The sequence below is a fragment of the Streptomyces sp. TOM-9 genome (assembly GCF_056858595.1).
Map to the genome: position 1 here is coordinate 2,502,271 of NZ_JBXEQB010000001.1, position 25,018 is coordinate 2,527,288.

At 71.6% G+C, this 25,018-nt stretch carries 25 protein-coding genes; 4 read left to right on the plus strand and 21 right to left on the minus strand.

What is annotated here, in order from left to right; all coding sequences use genetic code 11:
- Nucleotides 1-123: 123 nt before the first annotated feature.
- The gene (locus AC1VWI_RS11755; RefSeq protein WP_499510919.1) at nucleotides 124-1,389 is read right to left on the minus strand and encodes an ABC transporter substrate-binding protein; all 1,266 of its coding nucleotides are present in this window, start codon (nucleotides 1,387-1,389) and stop codon (nucleotides 124-126) included.
- A 350-nt stretch (nucleotides 1,390-1,739) separates the two neighbouring features.
- On the opposite strand from AC1VWI_RS11755, the gene AC1VWI_RS11760 reads away from it, so the two are divergent.
- Nucleotides 1,740-2,987: a PucR family transcriptional regulator gene (locus AC1VWI_RS11760; protein WP_499510920.1), complete on the plus strand. Its 1,248-nt coding sequence runs from the start codon at nucleotides 1,740-1,742 to the stop codon at nucleotides 2,985-2,987.
- Nucleotides 2,984-4,186 carry a PucR family transcriptional regulator gene (locus tag AC1VWI_RS11765; protein ID WP_499510921.1) on the plus strand — a complete coding sequence of 401 codons (1,203 nt, stop codon included), beginning with the start codon at nucleotides 2,984-2,986 and terminating at the stop codon, nucleotides 4,184-4,186. Before AC1VWI_RS11760 ends, AC1VWI_RS11765 begins: the two co-directional genes overlap by 4 nt.
- Before the next feature lie 186 nt (nucleotides 4,187-4,372).
- Here the strand turns inward: AC1VWI_RS11765 and AC1VWI_RS11770 are convergent, their stop codons facing one another.
- The 11 genes from AC1VWI_RS11770 to AC1VWI_RS11820 all read right to left on the minus strand — a co-directional run bounded on the left by AC1VWI_RS11770 (nucleotide 4,373) and on the right by AC1VWI_RS11820 (nucleotide 13,827).
- On the minus strand, nucleotides 4,373-5,266 hold the full coding sequence (locus AC1VWI_RS11770; RefSeq protein WP_499510922.1) for a diacylglycerol kinase: 894 nt from the start codon (nucleotides 5,264-5,266) through the stop codon (nucleotides 4,373-4,375).
- A gap of 253 nt (nucleotides 5,267-5,519) precedes the next feature.
- The gene (gene tatC / locus AC1VWI_RS11775) at nucleotides 5,520-6,407 is read right to left on the minus strand and encodes a twin-arginine translocase subunit TatC (protein ID WP_499510923.1); all 888 of its coding nucleotides are present in this window, start codon (nucleotides 6,405-6,407) and stop codon (nucleotides 5,520-5,522) included.
- 112 nt (nucleotides 6,408-6,519) lie between these two features.
- Nucleotides 6,520-6,810 carry a Sec-independent protein translocase subunit TatA gene (tatA, locus tag AC1VWI_RS11780; RefSeq protein ID WP_499510924.1) on the minus strand — a complete coding sequence of 97 codons (291 nt, stop codon included), beginning with the start codon at nucleotides 6,808-6,810 and terminating at the stop codon, nucleotides 6,520-6,522.
- A 258-nt stretch (nucleotides 6,811-7,068) separates the two neighbouring features.
- A complete protein-coding gene (locus tag AC1VWI_RS11785) occupies nucleotides 7,069-7,269 on the minus strand; it encodes a hypothetical protein (RefSeq protein WP_499510925.1) in 201 nt (66 codons plus the stop codon).
- Between the two features lie 19 nt (nucleotides 7,270-7,288).
- Nucleotides 7,289-7,567, minus strand: a complete 279-nt coding sequence (locus AC1VWI_RS11790) for a hypothetical protein (RefSeq protein ID WP_499510926.1) — start codon at nucleotides 7,565-7,567, stop codon at nucleotides 7,289-7,291.
- A gap of 13 nt (nucleotides 7,568-7,580) precedes the next feature.
- Nucleotides 7,581-8,528 (minus strand): helix-turn-helix transcriptional regulator, encoded by a 948-nt coding sequence (locus tag AC1VWI_RS11795; protein WP_499510927.1) that lies wholly within the window; start codon nucleotides 8,526-8,528, stop codon nucleotides 7,581-7,583.
- 18 nt (nucleotides 8,529-8,546) lie between these two features.
- Complete coding sequence (locus tag AC1VWI_RS11800; protein WP_499510928.1) at nucleotides 8,547-9,518, minus strand: helix-turn-helix transcriptional regulator; 972 nt, start codon at nucleotides 9,516-9,518, stop codon at nucleotides 8,547-8,549.
- A 180-nt stretch (nucleotides 9,519-9,698) separates the two neighbouring features.
- Nucleotides 9,699-10,070 (minus strand): FKBP-type peptidyl-prolyl cis-trans isomerase, encoded by a 372-nt coding sequence (locus tag AC1VWI_RS11805; RefSeq protein WP_499510929.1) that lies wholly within the window; start codon nucleotides 10,068-10,070, stop codon nucleotides 9,699-9,701.
- A gap of 39 nt (nucleotides 10,071-10,109) precedes the next feature.
- Nucleotides 10,110-11,096 (minus strand): FKBP-type peptidyl-prolyl cis-trans isomerase, encoded by a 987-nt coding sequence (locus tag AC1VWI_RS11810; protein WP_499516781.1) that lies wholly within the window; start codon nucleotides 11,094-11,096, stop codon nucleotides 10,110-10,112.
- Between the two features lie 112 nt (nucleotides 11,097-11,208).
- Nucleotides 11,209-12,570, minus strand: a complete 1,362-nt coding sequence (gene pafA, locus AC1VWI_RS11815; protein WP_499510930.1) for a Pup--protein ligase — start codon at nucleotides 12,568-12,570, stop codon at nucleotides 11,209-11,211.
- 9 nt (nucleotides 12,571-12,579) lie between these two features.
- Nucleotides 12,580-13,827 carry an MFS transporter gene (locus tag AC1VWI_RS11820; RefSeq protein WP_499510931.1) on the minus strand — a complete coding sequence of 416 codons (1,248 nt, stop codon included), beginning with the start codon at nucleotides 13,825-13,827 and terminating at the stop codon, nucleotides 12,580-12,582.
- A 49-nt stretch (nucleotides 13,828-13,876) separates the two neighbouring features.
- Here AC1VWI_RS11820 and AC1VWI_RS11825 point away from each other — a divergent pair, with 49 nt between their 5' ends.
- Nucleotides 13,877-14,956: a LacI family DNA-binding transcriptional regulator gene (locus AC1VWI_RS11825; RefSeq protein ID WP_499510932.1), complete on the plus strand. Its 1,080-nt coding sequence runs from the start codon at nucleotides 13,877-13,879 to the stop codon at nucleotides 14,954-14,956.
- Nucleotides 14,957-15,018: 62 nt separating this feature from the next.
- Here AC1VWI_RS11825 and prcA read toward each other — a convergent pair whose 3' ends face one another.
- From prcA to arc, 6 genes are all read right to left on the minus strand, one after another.
- Nucleotides 15,019-15,825: a proteasome subunit alpha gene (gene prcA, locus AC1VWI_RS11830; protein WP_499510933.1), complete on the minus strand. Its 807-nt coding sequence runs from the start codon at nucleotides 15,823-15,825 to the stop codon at nucleotides 15,019-15,021.
- A gap of 50 nt (nucleotides 15,826-15,875) precedes the next feature.
- Nucleotides 15,876-16,721, minus strand: coding sequence for a proteasome subunit beta (gene prcB / locus AC1VWI_RS11835; protein WP_499510934.1), 846 nt, complete (start codon nucleotides 16,719-16,721; stop codon nucleotides 15,876-15,878).
- Nucleotides 16,673-17,317, minus strand: coding sequence for an endonuclease VII domain-containing protein (locus AC1VWI_RS11840; protein ID WP_499510935.1), 645 nt, complete (start codon nucleotides 17,315-17,317; stop codon nucleotides 16,673-16,675). Before AC1VWI_RS11840 ends, prcB begins: the two co-directional genes overlap by 49 nt.
- 6 nt (nucleotides 17,318-17,323) lie before the next feature.
- Entirely contained in the window at nucleotides 17,324-17,542 is a 219-nt protein-coding gene (locus AC1VWI_RS11845) for a ubiquitin-like protein Pup (RefSeq protein WP_089229052.1), read from the minus strand.
- 136 nt (nucleotides 17,543-17,678) lie between these two features.
- Nucleotides 17,679-19,190 (minus strand): depupylase/deamidase Dop, encoded by a 1,512-nt coding sequence (gene dop / locus AC1VWI_RS11850; RefSeq protein WP_499510936.1) that lies wholly within the window; start codon nucleotides 19,188-19,190, stop codon nucleotides 17,679-17,681.
- Between the two features lie 207 nt (nucleotides 19,191-19,397).
- Entirely contained in the window at nucleotides 19,398-21,164 is a 1,767-nt protein-coding gene (gene arc / locus AC1VWI_RS11855) for a proteasome ATPase (RefSeq protein ID WP_499510937.1), read from the minus strand.
- A gap of 240 nt (nucleotides 21,165-21,404) precedes the next feature.
- Here arc and AC1VWI_RS11860 point away from each other — a divergent pair, with 240 nt between their 5' ends.
- Complete coding sequence (locus tag AC1VWI_RS11860) at nucleotides 21,405-21,695, plus strand: ferredoxin (protein ID WP_450386264.1); 291 nt, start codon at nucleotides 21,405-21,407, stop codon at nucleotides 21,693-21,695.
- A gap of 4 nt (nucleotides 21,696-21,699) precedes the next feature.
- On the opposite strand, the gene AC1VWI_RS11865 is transcribed toward AC1VWI_RS11860, so the two are convergent.
- The 3 genes from AC1VWI_RS11865 to AC1VWI_RS11875 form a co-directional block, all read right to left on the minus strand.
- Entirely contained in the window at nucleotides 21,700-22,287 is a 588-nt protein-coding gene (locus AC1VWI_RS11865; RefSeq protein WP_499510938.1) for a hypothetical protein, read from the minus strand.
- Between the two features lie 162 nt (nucleotides 22,288-22,449).
- On the minus strand, nucleotides 22,450-23,358 hold the full coding sequence (locus tag AC1VWI_RS11870; RefSeq protein ID WP_499510939.1) for a tRNA (adenine-N1)-methyltransferase: 909 nt from the start codon (nucleotides 23,356-23,358) through the stop codon (nucleotides 22,450-22,452).
- Nucleotides 23,359-23,749: 391 nt separating this feature from the next.
- The gene (locus tag AC1VWI_RS11875) at nucleotides 23,750-24,982 is read right to left on the minus strand and encodes a site-2 protease family protein (protein WP_499510940.1); all 1,233 of its coding nucleotides are present in this window, start codon (nucleotides 24,980-24,982) and stop codon (nucleotides 23,750-23,752) included.
- Nucleotides 24,983-25,018: the final 36 nt, after the last annotated feature.

A 25,018-nucleotide genomic window follows, 5' to 3' on the forward strand; every position in this document is an offset into this window, starting at 1 on the left:
TTGAAAACGAGACTACCGGGCCGCACTGACAGCCGACATGATCTTTTTGCCGAAGCAAAACCCGGGGCGCGGAGGCCGGGCGTGTCGCGCCCGCCCCACCCCCGCGCCCCGCGCCCGGGAAGCTCAGATGGTGGCGAGGTACTGCTCCACCAGCGGGACCTTGAAGGCGTCCTTCACCCCGGCCAGACCGCCTGGCACGCCCCGGTCCGGCTTGACGATGTAGCTCTGGGTGGCGCTGGGCCGCCACGGGTCGGAGAAGTCCAGGGCCGGGCCCAGCCCGGGGTCGAAACCCTTCTGCCGGCGGTGCGCCGCGATGATGCCCTCCCTGCTCAGGTCCTCCGCCTCGCAGGCCGACTTCAGGTCCTGGACGGCGACGGCCATCGTGTTGTGCCCGGTCTCCAGCCCCTGGTCCAGCGGGTCGCCCGGGTAGCGGCGCTTGTAGTCCGCGACGAGCTTCCTGACCTCGGGGGTGTCGCTGGTCATCGCCGGGGTGGGGGCGACGAGCTGCAGCATCTTCAGCAGCGCCGGCGCCGCCGGGGTCTTCAGCAGCTGCGGGTCGTAGCCGACGGCGCTGCCGAGGAACGGCACGTCGAGTCCGCCCGCGGCGGCGGCACCGACCGCCGCGGCGGTCTGCGCGGGGCTGGTGCTGATCAGGACGGCCTTCACCCCGGCCTCGCCGAGCTCGCGCACCTCCTCGGACAGGTCCTTGCGGGTCGGCCCGACCTTCTTCTCGACGAGGGTCATGCCGCGCTTGTCGGCGACGAACCTCGCCCCGCGCCGCGCGTTGCTCCCGTAGTCGCCCTCGAGGTAGATGTAGCCGACCCGGTCGCCCGGCCCGAGGCCCTGGGTGTCCGCGAGGTAGTCGAAGCCGTTGATCATGTCGACGTCGTAGGTGGCGTTGATGGTCGTCAGGGTGGGCTGGCCGAGCAGGGCCGAGGAGTAGCCGAGGGACGTCGTCATGACGTCGTCGACCTCGATGCTGTCGAGCAGGGCGTTGATGATCGTCGAACCGAGGAGGCCCGGCATCGCGGCGATCTTCGGCTCCATCTCGCCGTAGTGGACGATGGCCGTGTCGACGTCGTAGCCGTGGTCGCGGACGAGCAGCTTGAGCTTGCGGCCGCACACGCCGCCCTCGGCGTTGACCTGGTCGACGTAGAGCTTCTCCGCCTGCAGCACCGAGCGGCCCAGCGGGCCGTACGGGCCGGACAGGTCGGTGAGGACGCCCAGGGTGATGGTGGAGTCGGTGATGCCGGGCCCCGTCTTCACGCCGTTCGCGTCGACCGGACCGTCGTCCGCGGCGGTGCCCTCGTCCCCGCCGCAGGCCGTGAGGACGCAGGTGAGGGCGGCGGTGAGGACGACGGTGGACCTGAGGCGCTGTTTCCGGGTCACGGTGTGCTTGCTCCTGGAGGGGTGGGCCGCGGGGGGCCGCCGCGGGCGCGGCCGGGGGCCACGTCCGGGGCCGGTGATGCGGGAGCTCCATGGGAAGAGATGGCGGGCGGTTCGGCGAGGGGCGGGGCCGTTTCTGGTCGCGGTTCCCAACGGCGGCGGGGCCCGGCTGTGCAGCGGCACCGCCCGAGCCGTCCCGTACGACCGCGTGTTCGGTGATGTGTGGGTTCTGTCCGGATGTCGGTCACGTTTGCGTCACCCGTCTTCCGGGGCCGGACTACCAGCCGGTAGGAATGCCGTGCGGGTGCCCGCCCACCCGGGCTCCGCGCCCGCAGAGCCGAGAGGAAGATCGGATGGCCACCCCCGCCACGACGCGTCCGATGTGCACCGCGGGCATCGCGGGCGCCTCCGGGCGGGAGCACCGCGAGATGCTGAGAGCCGCCGCGCTGCAGGTGCGCGCGCAGGTCGGGCCGGTGGCGGCGGACATCGTCGAGCGGATCCGGGACCGGCACCCCGCCTACCGGGAGCCCGCGCTGGCACCGTCCGGACTGCTGGAGGAGACCGAGGGTTCGGTCGCCGCCGTCCTCGACTCGCTCGCCGACCCGGGGCGCTCCGCGGTGTCCGCCGCGTACCTGTCGTGGGTGGGGGAACGCCGGGCGTGGCAGGGGTTCCCTCTGGAGCCGATGATGGGCGCCTGCCGTACGGCCGGTGACGCGCTGTGGCTGGCGCTGGTCCGGGCCGGGGAGGGCCGGGGGCCCGAGGGGACGCAGCTGATCGCCCGCGCCGCCGCGGAGGTCTGGGACCTGTTCGAGCGGGACAGCCGGCTGATGGCCGACGCCTATCTGCGGGCCCGCGGCGAGGTGACGTTCCACCGGCGGCGCGGCCGCAGGGCGCTGGAGGGGCTCCTCGCCGGCCGGGTGGACGCCCCGGGCCTCGCCGAGGCCGCGGACGCCCTCGGCCTGCCCGAGCACGGCCGCTTCGCGGTCGCCGTCGTGCGCGGCACGACGACGACCCCTCCGCCCGTACGGCGGCGGGCCGGGGTGCCCGCCGGGGTGCGGGTGCACCGGGCGTTCCCGGTCGGCGGCGAGGTGCTCCTGGCCGACCTGGGCGACCTGACGCTCGGCGACTTCGCGGCCGCGCTGGAGGTGCCCACCGGGACGCGGGCGGGCCTGAGCCCGGAGGTGGACCGGCTGGGCGCGGTCGGACACGCCAGGGAACTCGCCGAACTCGCGCTGCGCACCTGCACCCGGGACGGCGAGGTGGCCGTCCTGGACCGCCGCTACCCGGCCGGGCTGCTCGCCCGCCGCCCGGACGTCGCGAGCGAGGTGGCCGCCGGCGTCCTGGGCGGGCTGCGGGACGTGGAGGCCACGGAGGCCACCGTGCTCCTGGAGACCCTGGGGGCGTGGCTGGACACCGACGGTTCCGTCGAGAAGGCCGCGACCGCCCTGTTCTGCCACGCCAACACCGTGCGCAGGCGGCTGCGGCGGCTGGAGGAGCTCACCGGACGCTCCGTGGCGCGACCGCGCGACGTGGTGCACCTGGCGCTCGCCCTGGACGCCGAGCGGATCTCCGCGGCGCACGGCCCCGGAGCGCCCCGGTGACGGCGCATCCGCAGCCGCAGGACGAGGCGGCCCGGGAGCTGCTGCGGACGGCGGCGCTGCGGATGAAGGAGCGGACCGGCGAGCTGTCGGAGCGGGTCATGGCCCGCCTGCACACCGAGGTCCCCGGCTTCGTGGACCACGCCGACGACCCCGACTGCTCCCTCGACGGCTTCGCGGCGATGATCACCATGCACCTGGACCGGCTCGTCGACCCGGAGCGCGACGCGGACGCGGCCCGGCACATGCGGGAGGCCGGCCGCCGCCAGGCCGAGCGGGGCATGCCGCTGGAGCTGCTGGCGCACGTCTTCGGGGTGGGCGGCGCGGTCGTGTGGCAGGACCTCGTCGACACCGTCGCCGCGCACCATCCCGGCGACATCCAGCTGATGGTGCACATCGCCCCGCGGATGTGGGGGTTCCGCCGGCGCACGACCGCGATCCTGGCCGACGCCTACCGCGAGACGCTGGGCGACGGCGGGGCCGGCGGCAGCAGGCGGGCCGCCCGTGTGCTGGGCGCCCTGCTCGAAGGACGCACCGAGAGCCTCGGCGTGGGCGCCGCGGCCCAGGCCCTGGGCGTACCGGGCGACGGCCGTTTCGTGGTCGCGGTGACCAGCGTGCGGGCCTCGGCCTCCGGCACGCCCGGCGACGACGCCTTTCCGGTGGGCGCCGGCAGCCGGGTACTGCGGGCGCCCCGCGGCACGGGCGAGGTCCTGGTCGTCCTGCTCGGCGACCGGTCCCCCGGGGCGCTCACCGCGCTCCTGGGCGCCGTCCCCGGGCTGCGGGCGGGGGTCAGCCCGGTCGTCCACGGCCTGGCCCAACTGCACCGGGCCCTGACGCTCGCCGAACTGGCGTTGCCCACGTGCGCTTCCGACGGCGAGGTGGCGCTGTGGGAGGAGCGGATGCCGACGGTCGTGGCCGCCTCGGACCGCCGGCTCGCCGGCGAGCTGGCCGAGCGTGTCCTCGGCCCGCTGCGGGAGCTCGCCGACGAGGAACGCGAGTCCCTGCTGGGCACCTTCGCCACGTGGATGGAGTGCGACGGCTCCCCCCGCGCCGCCGCCGAGCGCATGGACTGCCACCGCAACACGGTCCTCAACCGCCTGCGCCGCCTGGAACTGCTCACCGGCCGCCGCCTCACCCACCCCCGCGAACTCGTCGACCTCACCCTCGCCGTCGACACCCTCCGCTCCACCCCCGCCGCCTGAGCCCCCACGACCCCCTCGCCCACGGCTACCCCGGACGTCCGCCGCTCCGGCCGCCGGGGAGGTGGCGGACGCCCGGGGGCTTCCCGGCCCGCCGGAGCGGTGCACACAGCGCCGGGCGGCCGGCTGCAGCTGGACGTGCCCGCCGGGCGCAGCCCGACGACCTCGCCCCCGCGGCTCGGCACCGCGCTACTGCGGCGCCAGCAGTCGCAGCGCCCGCGGTACGGTGCGCGCGGTCAGGGGCAGGGGGCCCAGCGGCTCACCGTCGGCGTAGCCGGTGATGCCGTCGGCGGCGAGGGTGATCGCGGCCGCGCGGTGCACCGTCACCACGGGGTGGCCGAGGTGGGTGCCGCGGTAGACCCTCGGGAAGACGCGCAGCAGCGTGCTGCGGCTGCACGGCCCGACCACGCACACGTCGAAGCGCCCGTCGTCGAGTTCGGCTCCGGCGCAGATCCGCATGCCGCCGCCGTACGAGGTGCCGTTGCCGACGGCCACGAGGGTCGCCTCGATCTCCGTCTCGGCGCCGTCGTCGAGGGTGATCCGGTACGGGATGGGGCGCAGCGCGGCCAGTTCCGCCAGCATCGCCACGTCGTAGCGGAGCCGCCCGCTGGGCCAGCGCAGCCGGTTGCCGCGGTCGTTGACCCGGGAGTCGAAGCCGGAGGCGAAGACCGTGCCGAACCACCGTTCGCCGGCGCGGCCCAGGTCGATCTCGCGGACGGTGCCCTCCTTCAGCGCCCGCGCGATGGCCTCCCCGGCCGCGGCGGGCTCGCGTACTGGCAGTCCGGTCGCCCGGGCGAAGTCGTTGCCCGTGCCGACGGCGACGACGCCGAGCGGCGTGCCGGTCCCGGCCACGGCCTGCAGGGCCAGCGACACCATGCCGTCGCCGCCGACCGCGACCAGCGCGTCCGTGCCGTCCGCGACGGCCTCGCGGGCCCGCGCCAGGGCGTCGGGCGCGTCGGTGCCGACGACGGTGCGCACGCCGAAGCCCGCGCGGCGCAGTGCGTCCGCGGCCGGTCCGGCGGCGCGGGCGCCCCGTCCACGGCCCGCGGCGGGGTTGGCGATGAGGGTGATCTCGCTGGTCACGCGCGGACCCTACCGTGCGGTAGTCCACCCGTCGAGATCACCGGCACCCCTTCTTCCGGAGGGGTCGTGATCATCCTCGGGGCCTACGGAGGGTCGTGTTCCGGCCCGGAGGATCGAAGGGTCATCGCAGACCGGACAGGGGAGAACCTTCGCCGCGTCGAAGGGCGACCGCTGCTGACGGCAGCCTGCGCCCCATGACGACGGGGCCCCGCCCGGCTGGTCCGGGCGGGGCCCCGTCGGGGGTCACGCGGCGTCAGGTCGCGTCGTCGAAGTCGCCGGAGCGGCGTCCGTCCTCGACGGGCCCGGCCTGCTCGGGCACGGAGGCCGTGACGCGCTCGCCGGTGTCGATCGACTCCGGGGTGAGGTCAAGCTCGGAGGCCTCGTCGTCGGAGAGTTCCGCGTCGGGGTTGCGCCAGCGCCGACGCCGGTCGTTGACCAGGCTGAAGGCGACCGCGCCGAAGTAGAGGACGACGATCGGACCGGACAGGGCGATCATGCTGACCGGGTCGGTGGTCGGCGTCGCGACGGCGCCGAAGACGAAGACGCCCATGACCACGGCCCGCCACCAGCCCGCCATGCGGCGGCCGCTGACCATGCCGACCATGTTGAGCATGACCAGGAGCAGCGGCAGTTCGAAGGCGAGGCCGAAGACCAGCACCATGCGGATGGTGAAGTCCAGCACCCCGTCGAGCTTCAGGAGGTTGGACGAGCCCTCGGGCGTGAAGCTGATCAGCACCTTGATGCTGACCGGCATGATCTTGTACGCGAGGAAGGCGCCGCCCAGGAAGAGCGGAAGTGCCGCGCCCACGAACATGTACGTGTACTTGCGCTCGTTCCGGTGCAGGCCGGGGGCGATGAAGGCCCACAGCTGGTACAGCCAGACCGGGCTGGCGCCGATGACGCCGGCCATGAAGCAGACCTGCATCGTGAGCGCGAACGGCGCCGTCAGCGAGTCGAACGTGACGATGGCGCAGTTGCCGCCGCTGCTGACGACCCCGGGGCCGCACTTGGGTACCGGAGAGGCCAGGAACTCCAGGAGTTGCTGGCTGTAGAAGGCGGCCACGATCGCCACGACGACGATCGCGAGCACACTCTTGGCGAGCCGGTTGCGCAGCTCACGCAGGTGCTCCACGAGGGGCATGCGCCCCTCGGGGTCCTTCGTCGGCTTACTGCGGGCAGACTTGAGCAACCCAGGTCCTCATCTCACGCGGAGGCCGGCGTCCCCGCCGGCGGCCCGTACCTGTGTCGTCGTGTCAGCTCTGCGTCTGGCGGGGCTGCTGGGTCTCGGAGACCGGGCGGGCGCTGGCGACGTCACCGGGCGCGGCCTGGATGGTCTTCGGTGCGGCCTGGGCGTCGGCGGGCGCGTCGGCCGGCGCCTGCGGGGCCGCCGCGTCGTCCGACTTCATCGCCTTCGCCTCGCTCTTCAGGATGCGCATCGACTTCCCAAGGCCGCGGGCCATGTCCGGGAGGCGCTTGGCCCCGAACAGCAGCAGAACGACGACAAGGATGAGGATGATCTCAGGGGCGCCGAGCCTGCCGAACATAAGCTTTACCTTCTCACCGAGGCGGCATGGGTTCTATGGCAGCGGGCTCCGGGTCCGTGGACACGGTGTCCGCTCTGCCAGCGATCGTAACCTGCGGGGGTAAACGCCTGGCAATCCCCCGGCGTCCTTGCCGTTGCCGCCCCCGCCGCGCTCTCCCGGGGCCGCTTCAGCAGCGTACCTGCCCGGAGGGGGGAGGACGAGGGTGCCGCCGACGGCACCGACCCGGCGTCCGTGGGTACCGCCGGCGGGACGGCGTCGTCAGCGCGTCAGTTCGCCGGCGCCGCGCGCCAGCGGCTCCGCGGCCCGCCGCAGGTCCTCGGAGGCCTGTCGCAGGCGGTCGCTGCTGCGCCCCACCTGACGGGCGAGGCCGCGCACCTCGGCGTACACACGCAACGCCAGGACACCGAGCACGAGCAGGCCGGCGGTCGCGAGGCCGACGTACAGGTAGAGCCACCACATGGGAGCCGAGCGTAGCGGCTCAGCCGATGTGCAGCCGCATCGTGCGGACGCCGCCGTCGGTGAGGAGCTCCACGATGCGGTCGCCCGCCGGCTTGCGGACGGAGGAGCCGCAGTCTGGGCAGGTGAAGGAGTAGAAGGTGGTCCGGTGGCTGCCGCCGATGGCCAGCCGCAGGGCGTCGGCCGACAGCTCGAAGCTGGTCCGGCACTCCGGGCAGGAAGCCCTGAAGATCACCCCGGGCGGGGTCGTACCGGGGTCGCCGACGGTACCGAGGGTGTCCAGGGTGTCGAGGTCGTCCATGCCGGCGCTCACCTCACTCGCCGTAGGCCGCGAGGGCCTGGGCGGCCGCGTCGCGGGCGCTGCCGGCGAGTCCGGCCGGGGAGACGATCCGCCCGTCGCGGCCGAGCCGCAGCGCGAGACGGCGCAGCGAGCCCGGGTCGGGGGTGCGCAGGGTGACCCGCAGGCCGCCGTCGGGGAGTTCCTCGGCGAGGTCGTGCGGGTAGTACTCGGCGACCCAGCGGCCGCCGGGGCCGACCTCGATCACGACCTCCGGGTCGTCGCCGGCCGGCTGCACCAGCCCCTGGGACAGGTCGCGCGGCTCGACGCGCGGCGGGTCGCTGGGCGTGTCCAGCAGCCGGATCTCGGCGACCCGGTCCAGGCGGAAGGTGCGCCGGTCCTCCGACAGGTAGCACCAGCCCTCGAAGTAGGTGTGGCCGACCGCGAACAGCCGGATCGGGTCGACCTCGCGCTCGGTGAGCTCGTCCCGGGACGGCGAGTAGTAGCGGATCCACAGCCGGCGCCGTTCGGCGATGGCGCGGTCGACGTCGGCGAAGACGCTGCCCTCGGACTCGAAGGTGACCGACAGCCGGGAGGACGCGCCGGCGGCCTCGCCGGCCGCGCCCTCGATCTTGGCGGTGGCGCGCAGCAGGGCCTGCCGGTCGCTCTCCCGCAGCCCGGGCAGGTTGGCGACGGCACGGGCGGCGACCAGCAGCGCGGCGGCCTCGTCGGCGGCCAGCCGCAACGGCTGCGCGACGTCGTCCACGTTGTGCCACCAGATCCGCTCGCCGTCGGTGTCGATGTCGAGCAGGTCGCCGCCCCTGAAGCTCGTGCCGCACAGCGGCAGCACGTTCAGGTCGCCGATCAGCTCGGCCTCGGTGACCCCGAACGCCCGGGCCACGTCGCTCACGCGGGCGCCGGGGCGCTCGCGCAGATACGTCACCAGGGACAGCATCCGGCGCGTCTGGTCGATCGCGTTGGCCATCTCTCCGTACTCCCCCGCTCAGCCCTTGGCGACGGCGCGCAGCCGGTCCACGACGTCGGCCCGCAGCTCGTCGGGCCCCAGTACGACCACGTCCGGGCCGAACTCCACCAGCCAGGCGTCCAGTCCGTGCCCGTACGGGATCTCCAGCTCGTCCCAGTCGGCGTCGACCGGCAGTATCTCCACCGCGCGGGCCCGCAGCGGGTACCCGGAGTCGCGGCGCAGCCGGATCCTGGCGGTCGCGGTCGCGCCCTCCCCGGCCCAGCTGGCGACGGCGGCGCGCACGTCGACGTGGTCGGGCACCTCGGTGGTGAAGGCGCCGCCGCGGGTGCGGACCCGGCCGGTGATCCGGGAGAGCCGGAAGACGCGCACGGCGGACCGGTCGCGGTCCCAGCCGGCCAGGTACCAGTGGCCGCGCCAGCACTCCAGCGCCCAGGGCTCGACCTGGCGGGGCTCGGGGCGCACGGCGTTGGCCTTGCGGTAGTCGAAGGAGACGGGGCGGCGCTCACGGGTGGCGACCATCAGCGGCTCGAACGCCGGCTCGGGGGTAGGGATGCGGGGCTCCAGGGCGCTGTGCCCGGCCGCCTCCCGCACGCCGTCGTCGCCCTCGTCGTGGAAGGGCACGCCCGCGGCCCGCAGCTTCTGCAGGGCTCCGCTGGCGGCCTCGGCGAAGCGCGCCTGCTGCCAGACCTTCGCGGCCAGGCTCAGCGCGGCGGCCTCCTCGGCGTCCAGGGCGATCTCGGGAAGGCGGTTGCGGTCACGGCGGGCGAGGTAGCCGATCTCACCGTCGAGGCTCTCCACCGTCTCGATGACCATGCCGAGCTCGCGCAGGTCGTCCTTGTCGCGCTCGAACATGCGGTTGAACGCCTCGTCGGAGCCGATCTCGTGGTACGCCTCGATGGACGCGCGCAGCTCCCGCTTGCTGACCGGGCGCCGCGTGTTCATCAGGCACAGCGCCAGGTTCATCAGCCGCTCGGCCTTGGCAATCGCCACTCGAAGCAACCTTCTTCCGTGTTCAGCTCTCCGTCGAGACCCTATCGCGACCGGGCCGCGTGGCTGAAGCGAAGGCCGGTTCCGGTGACCGCCCCGGCCGGCCCCCGTACGACGAAGCCCCCGCCGGGCCGGCGGTGCCGGTCGGCGGGGGCCACGGGCCGTGGTCGGGCCGGACGCCGCTCAGACGGACAGCAGGTCCACCACGAAGATCAGCGTCTCACCCGGCTTGATGAGCGGGCTCGGGCTCTGGTTGCCGTAAGCCAGGTGCGCGGGGATGGTCAGCTCACGACGGCCGCCGACCTTCATGCCCTGCACGCCCTGGTCCCAGCCCTTGATGACCCGGCCGCCGCCCAGCGGGAAGCTGAAGGGGGAGTTGCGGTTCCAGCTGGCGTCGAACTCCTCGCCGGTGCTGAAGGCCACGCCGACGTAGTGGACGGTGACGTTCTGACCCGCCTTCGCCTCGGCGCCCTCGCCCTCCCAGATGTCCCTGATCACCAGTTCGGCCGGCGGCTCACCGCCGGGGAAGTCGATCTCGGGCTTCTCGATGCTCACGTACGTGCTCCTAAAGAGGTGCGGACAACCTGCTTAGTCTTACATCACCGCGAGGATGTCGAGGCTGAACACCAGCGTGGACTTGGCCGGGATGCCCGGCTGCGCCTTGTCGCCGTAGCCGAGGTCCGGCGGCACCACGAGCATGACGCGGCTGCCGACCTTCTTGCCCACCAGGCCCTCCTGCCAGCCCTTGATCAGCTGCTGCAGCGGGAACTGGGCCAACTGGCCGTTCTTGTAGCTGGAGTCGAACTCCTTGCCGCCGTCCCACACCACGCCCTTGTACTGCAGCAGCAGGGTGTCGGTGGGCTTGACCGCCGCGCCGTCGCCCTCCAGCACGTAGTTGGCGACCAGCTTGGCCGGCGCGGCCGTCTTGGGGACCTCGACGGAGGGGGCCTGGCCGTCGGTGTTGGTGCCGACCTTGGGCAGCTTGGCGTCGTTCTGCGGGACGGCCTTGCCCTTCGCGGAGCTCTTGCCGTTGAAGGTGTCCACCACGTCGACGACGAAGACCAGCGTGTCGGTGCCCTTGATCCCGGCGTCCGGCTGCCCCTGCTCGCCGTAGCCCAGGTTCGGGGGGATCGCCAGCTCGACCCGGTCGCCGACCTTCTTGCCCACCAGGGCCTTGTCCCAGCCCTGGATGACCCGCCCGACGCCGATCGGGAAGATGGCCGGCGCGCCCCGGTCCCAGGAGTTGTCGAAGACCTTGGCCGTGTCCCAGATCTGGCCGAGGTAGTTCGCCTGGAGGTAGTCACCCGAGGCGACGGTGGTGCCGTTGCCCTGGATCACCGTCTTGACGGCCAGGTCCTTGCTCGGCTGGCCCGGGCCCTTGGCGACCGTCGGCTTCTCGCCGAACTTCGTACCGGCGGTGATGTCCGGCAGCGGGCCGTCCACGATCTTCACCGGCGCGGACGCGGACGCGGAACCCGACGGGCTGGCGCTGGTCGCGGACTTGCCGGACTTGTCGTCACCGCAGCCGGCAAGGGTGAGCAGGCCGGCAGGGACGGCGAGGAGAAGAGAGCGTCGGCGCACGGGGATCCCCATCAGGTCGATCTTGCGTTGTCTGGCGTGCGCGCCACTCTACGGCGTGGGCGGGGCCCCGTACGAACACGTACGGGGCCCCGCGTCGCCTGTGCCACCGCCGCTACATACCGGCGATGAGCTTCTCCACCCGGTCGTCCACCGACCGGAACGGGTCCTTGCACAGCACCGTGCGCTGCGCCTGGTCGTTGAGCTTCAGGTGCACCCAGTCGACGGTGAAGTCGCGCCGCTGCTCCTGGGCACGGCGGATGAAGTCGCCGCGCAGCCGCGCCCGCGTCGTCTGCGGGGGCACGGACTTGGCCTCGAAGATCTTCAGGTCGTTGCAGATCCGCTTGGCCTGACCCCGCTTCTCCAGCAGGTAGTACAACCCGCGGCGGCGGTGGATGTCGTGGTACGCGAGATCTATCTGCGCGATGCGCGGGTGCGACATCGTGATGTTGTCCCGCGCCCGGTACCGTTCGATCAGGCGGTACTTCATCACCCAGTCGATCTCGGTACCGATCTTGTCCAGGTCACCGCTGCCGATCGACTCCAGGGTCCGGCCCCACAGTTCGAGGACCTGCTCGATGACACCGCTGCGGATGCCGCGCCGGTCGCAGAAGTCCACCGCCTTGGAGTAGTACTCCTCCTGGATCTCCAGGGCCGAGGCCTCCCGGCCCGAGGCGAGACGGACCTTGCGCTGGCCCGTTATGTCGTGCGACACCTCGCGGATCGCCCGGATCGGGTTCTCCAGCGTCAGGTCCCGCATCACGGTGCCCGCCTCGATCATGCGCAGCACCAGGTCGGTCGCGCCGACCTTCAGCAGCATGGTCGTCTCGGACATGTTGGAGTCACCCACGATGACGTGCAGCCGCCGGTAGCGCTCGGCGTCCGCGTGCGGCTCGTCCCGGGTGTTGATGATGGGCCGGGAGCGGGTCGTGGCGGAACTGACGCCCTCCCAGATGTGCTCCGCGCGCTGACTGACGCAGTAGACCGCGCCGCGCGGGGTCTGCAGCACCTTGCCCGCGCCGCACAGCAGCTGCCGGGTGACCAGGAAGGGGATGAGGATGTCCGCGAGGCGGGAGAACTCCCCGTGCCGGGCGACGAGGTAGTTCTCGTGGCACCCGTAGGAGTTCCCCGCGGAGTCGGTGTTGTTCTTGAAGAGGTAGACGTCGCCCGCGATGCCCTCCTCGTGCAGGCGCCGTTCTGCGTCCACCAGGAGGCCCTCGAGGATGCGCTCCCCCGCCTTGTCGTGGGTGACCAGTTCCGTCACGTTGTCGCACTCGGGAGTGGCGTACTCCGGGTGCGAACCCACGTCGAGGTAGAGGCGGGCGCCGTTGCGGAGGAAGACGTTGCTGCTGCGACCCCATGACACGACACGGCGGAAGAGGTACCGCGCCACCTCGTCCGGGGACAGACGCCGCTGTCCCCGGAACGTGCACGTGACGCCGTACTCGTTCTCCAGCCCGAAAATGCGGCGGTCCATGATGAGACCTTACGCCTGATGCGTGGACCTCAAACCGGGTTCGACCGCGGCGATTCGATCTTTTTCTGTCCCGCTTGCCGGGTTTGGAACCGTGAGGTAGCGCCCACTGGCCAGCAGCACCACCAGCGCCACCACCCCGCCGGCACCCGCCACGCCGAAGGCCGCCGCGGTCCCGCCGTACTGCGCGGCCGGTCCCGCGACCGCCGTGCCGACCGCCGCGCCCACCCCGAACGTGGTGACGATCCATGAGAACGCCTCGGTCACCGTGCCCACCGGGGCGTGCCGGTCGACCACCACGAACGCGCAGGCCAGCGAGGGCGCCAGGAACAGCCCCGCCAGCACCGCCAGGCCCGACATCGCCGGGACACCCGGCACCAGCGCCAGCGGCAGGTAGCACACGGCCAGACCCGCCATCAGCAGCCGCAGCCGCCGCTCGGGGACCCCCGCCCACTGCCGCGCCCCGTAGAACACCCCGCCGGCCAGCGCCCCGGCGCCGATCCCCGACAGCACGTAGCTGGAGACCATCCCGCCGCCGTGCTCGTCGGCGTACGCGACCGCGGCCACCGCGATCGAGCCCAGCGCCAGCCCCACGAAGAAGAACGAGCCGACCAGCGCGCGCAGGCCCGGCGCGCGCAGCGGCCCCAGCCAGTCCGGGGTGCGCGGCTGCGTCCGCCACGCCCGCGACGGCGGCGCGGTGACCACGCTCAGCGCCCCCGCCACACCGACCGCCGCGATCCACAGCAGCGCCGCCGTCTCCGAGAACGCCGCCACCAGCAGCGTCACCATCAGCGGCCCGACCGCGAACATGACCTCCTGCGCGGCCGCGTCCAGCGCGTAGGCCGCGTGGATCCGGTCCTGGCGCTTGAGCACACCCGGCCACAGCGCCCGCAGCCCGCCCTCCAGGGGCGGGGTGAAGAAGCCCGCGACCAGCATCGCGGCGTACGCCAGGGGCAGCGGCCGGGGCCCGGAGAGCGCGAAGACGGCCATGCCCACGGCGGAGACCACCGCCGCCGGGAACATCACCCTCGGCTGCCCCAGGCGGTCCACCGCCCGCCCCAGCAAAGGTTGCCCCACGGCGTTGGCGAGGCCGTAGACGGCCGACAGCGCCCCCGCCAGGGCGAAGTCGCCGCCCTGCGCGCGGGTCAGCAGCACGATGCCCAGGGCCGCCGTCGCGTTCGGCAGCCGGCCGACCAGGGTGCCGGTCAGCAGCCGCGCCGCGTGCCGGGCGCGCAGCAGGTCCGCGTAACCGGTCCCCATGCCCTCCCCTTCGTTAGTTGTACGTATAACGTCGTGGGTCATACGTACCATGAGCCCAGTCCACCGGTCCAGCCGCACACCCCGCCGCCACCCGCCCACCCAGCCGAAAGAGGCCCCCACGGTGACCGACACAGCGCGCCCGACCTCACGCGACGTCGCACGCGCCGCCGGCGTCTCCCAGGCCACCGTCTCCCTCGTCCTCGGCGACAAATGGCGCGGCCGGGTCTCCGAACGCACCGCCGACACCGTCCGCACCGCCGCCCGCGACCTCGGCTACCGGCCCAACCTCGCCGCCCGCAACCTCCGCCTCGGCCGCACCCGCACCGCGCTCCTGGTCGTGCCCACCCTCACCAACGAGTACTTCGCCCGCGTCTACACCGGCGCCGCCCGCGTCGCCGACGACCACGGCTTCGGCGTCGTCCTCTACCCCTCCCCCGAAGGCGTCGGCCCCGCCCGCGACCCCTTCGGCTCCGCCCGCGCCGCCCTCGACGGCATCATCGCCTCCTCCATGGCCGCCGACGCCCTCGCCGCCATCGGCGACGGCGGCCTCCCCCTCGTCATGCTCGACGCCGACCCCGCCGCACCCGGCCCCGCCGCCACCGTCAACCTCGCCATCGCCGACGGCATGCGGCAGATCACCCGGCACGTCCTCGGCCTCGGCCACCACCCCCGGGGCATCGCCCACCTCGCCGCCGACATCGACACCTGGACCTTCCACGAACGCGCCCAGGCCCTCGCCGACACCCTCGGCACCACCCCGCCCACCGAACGCTCCCCGCTCACCTACGAGGACGCCCGCCAGGCCACCGAACGCCTCCTCACCCGGCCCGGCCCACCCCCCACCGCCCTCATCTGCGACGACGACGTCCTCGCCGTCGGCGCCTGCAAGGCACTGCGCCGCCACGGACTACGCGTCCCCCACGACGTCTCCGTCACCGGCTACGACGACTCCGCCCTCGCCACCGCCGTCGAACCCGAACTCACCACCGTCACCCTCCCCGCCGACGCCGTCGGCGCCGGAGGCATGACCGCACTCCTCGACACCCTCGCCGACCGCCCCGCCACCGGCACCGAACTCCCGGTCCGGCTCGTCGTCCGCGGCTCCACCGCCCCACCACGCCACCCCTGAAACGACCGACGCCCCGGCCACCGCACAGGCGGGCCGGGGCGTCGGCGAAGGGCCGGAACCCGTCACACGTCCTCGTCCAACTCCGGAAGGTCGTCGTCCCCCTCCACCGGAGCCGCAGGCGGAGCGGGCTTCTCCGGCTTCTCCGCCTTCTCCACCGACGGCGCCGCCCCCTCCCCCTCCAGCAACCGCGACAACTGCCGGCCCAGGATCCGCTTGAACTTGCGCTGCTGCGGCCGCGTACGGTCCAGCACCGCGACCTCCAGCTGCTCCGCCGTGAGCTGCCGGTCACTGCCGTTGTTGTCCCGGCTCAGCGACTCCACCGCCAGCTTCAGCGCCTCCGCCAGCGTCATGCCGTCACGGTGCCGCTGGTCCAGGTAACTGCCGATCTGGTCCGAGTTGCCACCGACCGCCACCGCACCGTGCTCGTCGACGATCGAACCGTCGTGCGGCAACCGGTAGATCTGGTCTTCGGAGGGGTCCGCGCCCACCTCCGCGACGATCAGCTCCACCTCGTAGGGCTTCTCCCCCACGCTCGAGAAGATCGTGCCCAGCGTCTGCGCGTACACGTTCGCCAGGCCGCGCGCGGTCACGTCGTCCCGGTCGTAGGTGTAACCCCGCAGGTCGGCGTAGCGCACACCACCGATCCGCAGGTTCTCGAACTCGTTGTACTTCCCCACCGCCGCGAAGGCGATCCGGTCGTAGATCTCACTGACCTTGTGCAGGGCACGGGACGGGTTCTCGGCGATGAAGACGATGCCGTCGGTGTACTGCAGCACGACGACGCTGCGCCCGCGCGCGATGCCCTTGCGGGCGAACTCGGCACGGTCGGCCATGGCCTGCTGGGGTGAGACATAGAACGGCGTCGACACCGGCTATCCGTCCCTTTCTGTCAGTAGCGAGTGCATCTCGGACGACCAGGTCAGAGCAGCCCGGCCCGCGGGCCGTCCGGCAGCTCCAGCCGCCGCTCGTGGACGGTCCGGACGATCTCCGACGTCTCGGCCTCGGTCAGCTTGCGGAAGCCCTCGTCGGTGATGACCGTGACGATCGGGAAGATCCGCCGCCCCAGATCCGGGCCACCGGTCGCCGAATCGTCGTCCGCCGCGTCGTACAGCGCCTGGATCACCAGCGTCGCCGTCTGCGACTCCGTGAGATCCGGCTTGTACAGCTTCTTCATCGAGCCCCGCGCGAACACCGAACCCGAACCCGTCGCCGCGAAACCGTGCTCCTCCGAACGGCCACCCGTCACGTCGTACGAGAAGATCCGCCCCTTCTCACGGTCCGTGTCGTAGCCGGCGAACAGCGGCACCACCGCCAGCCCCTGCAGCGCCATCCCCAGGTTCCCCCGGATCATGGTCGACAGGCGGTTCGCCTTGCCCTCCAGGGAGAGCGTGGCGCCCTCGATCTTCTCGTAGTGCTCCAGCTCCAGCTGGAACAGCTTGACCATCTCCACCGCCAGGCCCGCCGTGCCCGCGATGCCGACCGCCGAGTACTCGTCGGCCGGGAACACCTTCTCGATGTCCCGCTGGGCGATGACGTTGCCCATCGTGGCCCGCCGGTCACCGGCGAGCACCACGCCGCCGGGGAAGGCCGCCGCCACGATCGTCGTGCCGTGCGGCAGCTCCACGGCCCCCTTCACGGCGGGCAGGGTGCGGTTGCCCGGGAGCACCCCCGGCGCGTGCGCCCCCAGGAAGTCCACGAACGAGGACGAGCCAGGCGTCAGGAAGGCAGCTGGTAGACGCCCGGTGCTACGAGTGTTGGCTTCCACACGTTTCCTTCCACGTAGTCCGCTGCGCGGCGCAGCAGTTCTGGGTTGTCCTTAAACTGCCCCAGACCGCCGTTGCAGTTGAAGCAGAGCACTGATCGCACCTTACCCGTGAGGTGATCGTGATCCACATGCTGAGGGCCGGGAGTTAGGCAGATCGGACAGATGCCGAACTGCTCCTTGATCTTTGCTTCGACTTCTTCGGCCCCGAGGCCGTACCGGCGCTTCAGGTGGTAGTGACGGCTCCCACCATGCAGCCGGTCCCTGGACTCCCGGGATCTCGTGTTCTGACAGGGTTTGCAGTAGCTGGCGAAGCCGGACTTCGCGCTCCGGTTGCGGGGGAATGCCATGAGCGGCAGAACCTGCTCACAGTCCGGGCAACGCCGGTAACCCTCGGGCAGGCATTCACGCGGACCACGGGAGGGGCGCATCGTACGCCCCTCCCGTTCTGCGCGCCGCCGCGCCGACTCCGCGTTGCGCCGGCTCGCGCACGGTCTGCAGTAGTACGCCAGTCCGTCGGGCGAAGACTTGGACCGCCAGAATTCCGATGCCGCTTTGACCTGGCCGCAGTCGCGGCACTGCTTTTCCGGCGCGTCCAAGTTGATCTACTCTCCGCCCTTCTGCACGAACGAACGTACGAAATCCTCCGCGTTCTCCTCGAGGACGTCATCGATCTCGTCCAGCACGGAGTCCACGTCGTCCGACAGCTTCTCCTGCCGCTCCTTGAGGTCGGAGGCGGCCTGCGCGTCCTGCGCGGTCTCCTCGACCTCCTCGGTCGAACGCGTGGCCTTCTGCTGCCCGCCGCCGGTGTCCTTGGTAGCCATGTGTCCCTCACCCCGCTCGGTGTCCATGTCCTACAAGATCAGACCCTACAAGGAGGGTCTGACTTCGGCCCCCGGTATTGCCCAACGTCCGGGGGCCACCCCGATGATTCCCGGTTCGGACGGATTTCAGCCCTGCTCAGCCGCCCGACAGGATCCGCACCAGCTCCTCCGCGGTGCGACAGCGGTCCAGCAGCTCCTTGACGTGGTTGCGGGTGCCCCGCAGCGGCTCCAGGGTGGGGACGCGCTGCAGCGAGTCCCGGCCGGGGAGGTCGAAGATCACGGAGTCCCAGGAGGCCGCCGCGACGTCGTCCGCGTACTGCTCCAGGCAGCGGCCGCGGAAGTAGGCGCGGGTGTCCTCCGGGGGCTTGCTCATGGCCCGGACGACCTCGTCCTCGGTCACCAGCCGCTGGATGCGGCCGCGGGCCTCCAGACGGTTGTAGAGGCCCTTCTCGGGGCGGACGTCGGCGTACTGGAGGTCGACGAGGTGGAGCCGCGCGGCGTCCCAGCCCAGGGAGTCGCGGCGCCGGTAGCCCTCGAGGAGCTCACGCTTGGCGATCCAGTCCAGTTCGCCGGCGAGGCTCATGGGGTCGCCCTCGAGCCGGTTGAGCACGTCCTCCCACCGGCCGAGGACGTCCTTGGTCTGGTCGTCGGCGTCGGTGCCGAAGCGGTCCTCCACGTACTTGCGGGCGAGTTCGCAGTACTCCATCTGGAGCTGGACGGCGGTCAGCGTCCGGCCGCTGCGCAGGGTGATCAGGCGGCGCAGCGTGGGGTCGTGGCTGACCTGGTGGAGGGTGCGGACGGGCTGGTCGACGGCGAGGTCGACGTTGATGAAGCCGTCCTCGATCATCGACAGCACCAGGGCGGTGGTGCCGAGTTTGAGGTAGGTGGAGATCTCCGACAGGTTCGCGTCGCCGATGATCACGTGCAGTCGGCGGTACTTCTCGGCGTCGGCGTGCGGCTCGTCGCGGGTGTTGATGATGGGCCGTTTGAGGGTGGTCTCCAGGCCCACCTCGACCTCGAAGTAGTCGGCGCGCTGGCTGATCTGGAAGCCGTGCTCGTGGCCGTCCTGGCCGATTCCGACGCGGCCGGCTCCGGTGACGACCTGGCGGCAGACGAAGAAGGGCGTGAGGTGGCGCACGATGTCCGAGAAGGGGGTCTCCCGCTTCATCAGGTAGTTCTCGTGGGTGCCGTAGGACGCGCCCTTGTTGTCGGTGTTGTTCTTGTACAGGTGGATGGGCTGGGCGCCCGGGAGCTGGGCGGCGCGCTCGGCGGCTTCGGCCATGATGCGCTCGCCGGCCTTGTCCCACAGGACGGCGTCGCGGGGGTTGGTGACCTCCGGGGCGCTGTACTCGGGGTGGGCGTGGTCGACGTAGAGCCGGGCTCCGTTGGTGAGGATGACATTGGCCAGGCCGATGTCCTCGTCGGTGAGCTGGCTGGTGTCCGCGGCTTCTCGGGCGAGGTCGAAGCCGCGGGCGTCCCGCAGTGGGTTCTCCTCCTCGAAGTCCCAGCGGGCGCGGCGCGCCCGGTGCATCGCCGCCGCGTAGGCGTTGACGACCTGGGACGAGGTGAGCATGGCATTGGCGTTCGGGTGGCCCGGAACGGAGATCCCGTACTCCGTCTCGATGCCCATTACTCGCCGTACGGTCATGCGGCCCTCCTTGCCCGGCTGCGGCCCGTGCTGGGCCGGTCGCTCAAGTACCGCTTCGCAATTGGCCCTCGTGCGGTACCGCTGAGCCTAGAACGCGATGGCGGTGGTGGGGAGATCATTACGCGCTTTCCTGGGTGGTGCCGGGGTGAAATGCTCCGGCTGCGGGTGCCCCTGCGTGGGCACCCGCAGCCGGAGGGTGGTCGCGTGTTACAGGTACTGGCCCGTGTTGGCGACGGTGTCGATGGAGCGACCGGTGTCGGCGCCCTGCTTGCCGGTGACGAGGGTGCGGATGAAGACGATCCGCTCGCCCTTCTTTCCGGAGATGCGGGCCCAGTCGTCCGGGTTGGTGGTGTTGGGCAGGTCCTCGTTCTCCTTGAACTCGTCCACGCAGGCGGCGAGCAGGTGGGAGACGCGCAGGCCCCGCTGGTTGTGGTCGAGGAAGGCCTTGATCGCCATCTTCTTGGCCCGGTCCACGATGTTCTGGATCATGGCGCCGGAGTTGAAGTCCTTGAAGTAGAGGACTTCCTTGTCACCGTTGGCGTAGGTGACCTCCAGGAAGCGGTTCTCCTCGGACTCGGAGTACATCCGCTCGACCACGGACTGGATCATGGCCTCGACGGTGGCCCCGGGCGAGCCGCCGTGCTCGGAGAGGTCCTCGCCGTGCAGCGGGAGGGTCGTCACCAGGTACTTGGAGAAGATGTCCTTGGCCGCCTCGGCGTCCGGCCGCTCGATCTTGATCTTCACGTCCAGGCGGCCGGGCCGCAGGATCGCGGGGTCGATCATGTCCTCGCGGTTGGAGGCGCCGATGACGATGACGTTCTCCAGGCCCTCGACGCCGTCGATCTCGGCGAGCAGCTGGGGGACGATGGTGTTCTCCACGTCCGAGCTGACGCCGGAGCCGCGGGTCCGGAAGAGGGATTCCATCTCGTCGAAGAAGACGATGACGGGGGTGCCCTCGCTGGCCTTCTCGCGTGCGCGCTGGAAGACCAGCCGGATCTGCCGCTCGGTCTCGCCGACGTACTTGTTGAGCAGCTCGGGGCCCTTGATGTTCAGGAAGTAGCTCTTGCCCTGGGGCTGCCCTGTGACTTCGGCGACCTTCTTGGCAAGGGAGTTGGCGACGGCCTTGGCGATGAGCGTCTTGCCGCAGCCGGGCGGGCCGTAGAGGAGCACGCCCTTGGGCGGGCGGAGCTCGTACTCCTTGAACAGCTCGGCGTGCAGGTAGGGCAGTTCGACGGCGTCGCGGATCTGCTCGATCTGGTTGCTGAGGCCGCCGATCTGGCGGTAGTCGATGTCGGGGACCTCTTCGAGGACGAGCTCTTCGACCTCGCTCTTGGGGACCCGCTCGTAGACGTACCCGGAGCGCGGTTCGAGCAGCAGCGCGTCGCCGGCGCGGAGGGTGCCGTCCAGCAGCGGCTCGGCGAGCCGCACCACCCGCTCCTCGTCCGTGTGCCCGATGACCAGGGCCCGCTCGCCGTCCTCGAGGATCTCCTTGAGGGTGACGATGTCTCCGATGCGCTCGAACTCCATGGCCTCGACCACGTTGAGCGCCTCGTTGAGCATGACTTCCTGGCCGCGCCGGAGGTCGTCCAGTTCGACGGACGGGCTGACGTTCACCCGCAGCTTGCGGCCGCCGGTGAAGATGTCGGCCGTCTCGTCGTCGTTCGCCTGCAGGAACACACCGAATCCGGCAGGGGGCTGTGCGAGCCGGTCCACCTCTTCCTTGAGGGCCACGATCTGGTCGCGGGCCTCTCGGAGGGTGTTGGCCAGCCGCTCGTTCTGAGCGGACACGCCTGCCAGGTTGGTCTGCAGCTCGACGATCCGCTCCTCGAGAATCCTCGTGTGCCGCGGAGAGTCGGCGAGCTTACGTCGCAGGACGGCGATCTCCTGCTCAAGAAAGGCGACCTGGCTCATGGGGTCTTCCGATCCACGAGCGGGTCGGCCGCCACGGTTGATGTCGTCGTCGTGGGCCGCCACGGTCCTCACCTCCTCCAAGGGGAGCTGGACGCTTCCAGACCCTACCTGGGCCAGTAGGGGTTGAAACCCCTAGATCACAAAGACGTCCTGGGTGTGTCCGATCTTCACCCTTGCGCACGTCCTCCCGCCAGGGAGATACCCAGCCATCACCATCCGAAAGCGGCCGGTTGTATCGTCGGTCCGGTCAACGCCCGTCAAGGGCTGTCCCTTCCCGAACGATGAACGGCAGGCGAGGTAGCGGTGAGCGAGGAAGTCGTCGAGGCGCTTGAGGTCTGGATCGATCAGGACCTGTGCACCGGGGACGGCATCTGTGTGCAGTACGCGCCCGAGGTCTTCGAGCTGGACATCGACGGGCTCGCCTACGTCAAGGGCGACGACGACGAACTCCGTCAGGCACCCGGGGCGACGGTCCCGGTTCCCCTGCCGTTGTTGACCGATGTGGTGGATTCGGCCAGGGACTGCCCTGGCGACTGTATTCATGTGCGTCGGGTTTCGGACAGTGTAGAACTGTACGGACCCGACGCGGAGTGATCTGTCACACGCTGTTGGCGAGCGGCCCGGGGATCTCGTAGTAGGTCCCGGACCTCCATTCCCAGCTGTAGTCGCGCATCTGGTCGGGGCAGCAACGGGGCACGTCGTCGGTGGAGTAGCCGAGCACGGTGGCCCGCACGGTGCGGCCGTCGATCTTCAGGTCCTTGAAGCTGCGCTGCTCCTCGGGATCGACGAGGGTCTCGACGATGCGCGGGGCGGCGCCGGCGGCGGGGTCCGCCGACAGCACGTACAGGCCACTGGGCGGGGTGCCGGTCTCGGAGTGGCAACGGACGACGGCGACGGTCTCGGGGCGGCCGTCCCCGTCGAGGTCTCCCGACGCCTGGTCCACGACGTCCACGGGCGCCCCGGCGCATTCCAGGGGGAAGTGCGCGGCACGGGGGTCCGGGGGCGCCACGGCGGCGGTCGCGGGCTTGCCGCTCCTGGCGTCCGCGGCGGGCCTGCCCGTGGAGGCGCCTGCGGGCTGCACGAGCGCGGCGCTGCCTATGACGGCGGCGATCACCGCGGCGGTGGTGATCCAGTGCACCGAACGGGCTCGGGTGTGCGGAAGGGCCGGCCCTGCGGATGGCTGCACGCGCCTGTCTCCTGTGGAGTTGGTCGAGCGGGGTGGCCAGCATGGTGCCACAGGTCACAGTCAGTTGGTACGACCGGGGCCCGTGTTTCGGGAGATGTCCACGGGGGTGTGACGAAGCGCCGCCGCCGGTCTTGCCGGCGACGGCGCTTCGGGGTCGGGTGGTTACGCTCCGCCGGTGGCCGGCTTGCCGCCGCCCGGGCCGGTGTAGTCCTCGCCGTACGCGCCGGGCGCGGGGCGCCTGCGCCGCATGGGGGGCTCGACGCCGTCGGCGAGACGGCGGGCGGTGAGCAGGAAGCCGGTGTGCCCGATCATGCGGTGGTCGGGGCGCACGGCCAGGCCCTCGATGTGCCAGGTGCGGACCATGGTCTCCCAGGCGGACGGCTCGTTGAACGTGCCGTGCTCGCGGATCGCCTCGACGGTGCGGGCGAGCTGGGTGGTGGTGGCCACGTAGGCGCAGAGGATGCCGCCGGGGACCAGCGCCTTGGAGACGGCCTCCAGGCACTCCCAGGGGGCGAGCATGTCGAGGATGACCCGGTCGACGTCGGCGTCGCTGAGGTTGTCCTGGAGGTCGCCCACGGTGAGCTGCCACGCGGGGTGCGGGCCGCCGAAGTACCGTTCGACGTTCTGGGTGGCGATCTCGGCGAAGTCGGCGCGGCGCTCGTAGGAGTGCAGCATCCCCTGGTCGCCGACAGCGCGCAGCAGGAACATGCTGAGCGAGCCGGAGCCGACGCCTGCCTCCACGACGCGTGCGCCGGGGAAGATGTCGGCCATCGACAGGATCTGCCCCGCGTCCTTGGGGTAGACCACGGCGGCGCCGCGGGGCATGGACAGGACGTAGTCGGGGAGCAGGGGGCGCAGCGCGAGGTAGGCGACGTTTCCCGTGGTTCGGACCACACTGCCCTCGGGGGCACCGATCAGCTCGTCGTGGGGGAAGGAACCCTTGTGGGTGTGGAAGTTCTTCCCGGCCTCGAGCGTGAACGTGTAGTGGCGTCCCTTGGGATCGGTGAGCTGGACCTGGTCCCCGACCTTGAAGGGCCCGCGTCGGCGGGCGGCACCGGTCGGTTCGGACATGCGGACAAGCCTACCGGTGTTTTTTTGGGGCTCGGTTCGCCTCCGGGGCGCCCTCTGCGCCTGTCGACGGTCGACCGTACTCGGCTCCTCGTTCCTCGGAGCCTCCGCGCTCCCCCGGCTACCGCCGGGCGGTGCCCCCACCCTTTCGACAGGCGCGCGCCCCTTCGGCTCACTCGCCAGGGCACGAGTGGGCACCGACCGGGCGCGATGGGCCGAGGCAGCCGCCCCTGCGGGTTGCTCCGGAGCAGCACATCGATGGACTGTCTCGGCGAGTGAGCCAAAGGGGCGCGGACGGTGTCGAAAGGGAGAGCGCGCGGAGGTCGCGAGGAACGAGTGACCGAGCACGGTCGACTGTCGACACCGTTTTGAGCGCCCCGGAGGCGAACGAGCCCTAAGAAGAAGGCCGGGCCATGGCGGCGAGGAAGGCTTTTTCGACGTCGGCGGTGGACAGGACGCCGTAGACCTCGCCGGAGTTCTCGATGACGAGGTACTCCGTGGCCGGGGTGGCACGCAGGGTGTCCAGGAGGTCCTCGCCGGCGAGTTCCGCGGAGACCTTCATGCCGGGTTTGAGGTCCTGGGCGAGGCCGGAGACGGCGACCCAGGGGCGTCGGTGTTCGGGGACGCCGACGATGGCGGCCTCGCGGACGACCGCGGTGGGGGTGCCCTGGCCGTCGACGACGACGAGGGCGCGGGCGCCGGCCTCGTTGGCCCGGCGCAGGGCCTCGGACAGCGGGGTGTCGGAGGAGACCGGCAGGGCGCGCCGGGTGAGCGAGCGGGCCTGGAGTTCGGGCAGGTGCTCGCGGAGCCGCGCCATGCGCAGGCTGTTGCCCGCGCCGGTCCAGATGATGGCGGCGAGGATGGCCGCGAGCAGGGCGTCGGTGAGGGAGTCGAAGCCGGTGGCGCCGTCGCCGCCGTCGCTCATGCCGCCGGCGTACGAGAGCAGGGGCAGGCCGACGAGGACGGCGATGGCCAGGGCGCGGCCGGTCCAGGCGGCGGCGACGGTGCCGGTCATGGCTTTGCCGCTGATCTTCCAGATGACGGCGCGGAGCATCCGGCCGCCGTCCAGGGGCAGGCCGGGCAGCAGGTTGAAGACGGCCACGAGCAGGTTGCTGATCATGAGTCCGGCGAGGAGGACGCCCGGGACGGTGTCGGGGTCGACGCCGTACATGCCGAGGTAGAAGACCCCGGCGAGGACGAGGGAGAGCAGCGGGCCGACGAAGGCGAGGACGAATTCGCGCCCGGGGGTCTCGGACTCCTTCTCGATCTCGGAGACGCCGCCGAAGAACTGCAGCTGGATGCGGCGCACGGGCAGGTCGAAGCGGAGGGCGGCGACGGTGTGGGCGAGTTCGTGGACGAGCACGGAGGCGTAGAAGGCGACCGCGAAGAAGAGCGAGACGAGGTAGCGGGCGCCGCCGAGCTCGGGCAGGACGCGGTCGAGCTGTCCGCCGAACACCCAGGTGATGAGGGCCGCGACGAGGAACCAGCTGGGTGCGACGTAGACGGGCACGCCGAAGAAGCGGCCCATGAGGATGCCGCCGCCGGGTCCCGGGGGACGTTTGGCGGGCCCGTCGTCGGGTCCGGGAGTCCTCTCGCCGCCCGGCGGCGGCTGCTGGCTCTCGCTCACTGGTTCCCCTCGTGTCGCTGACGCTCCGACGTCGAT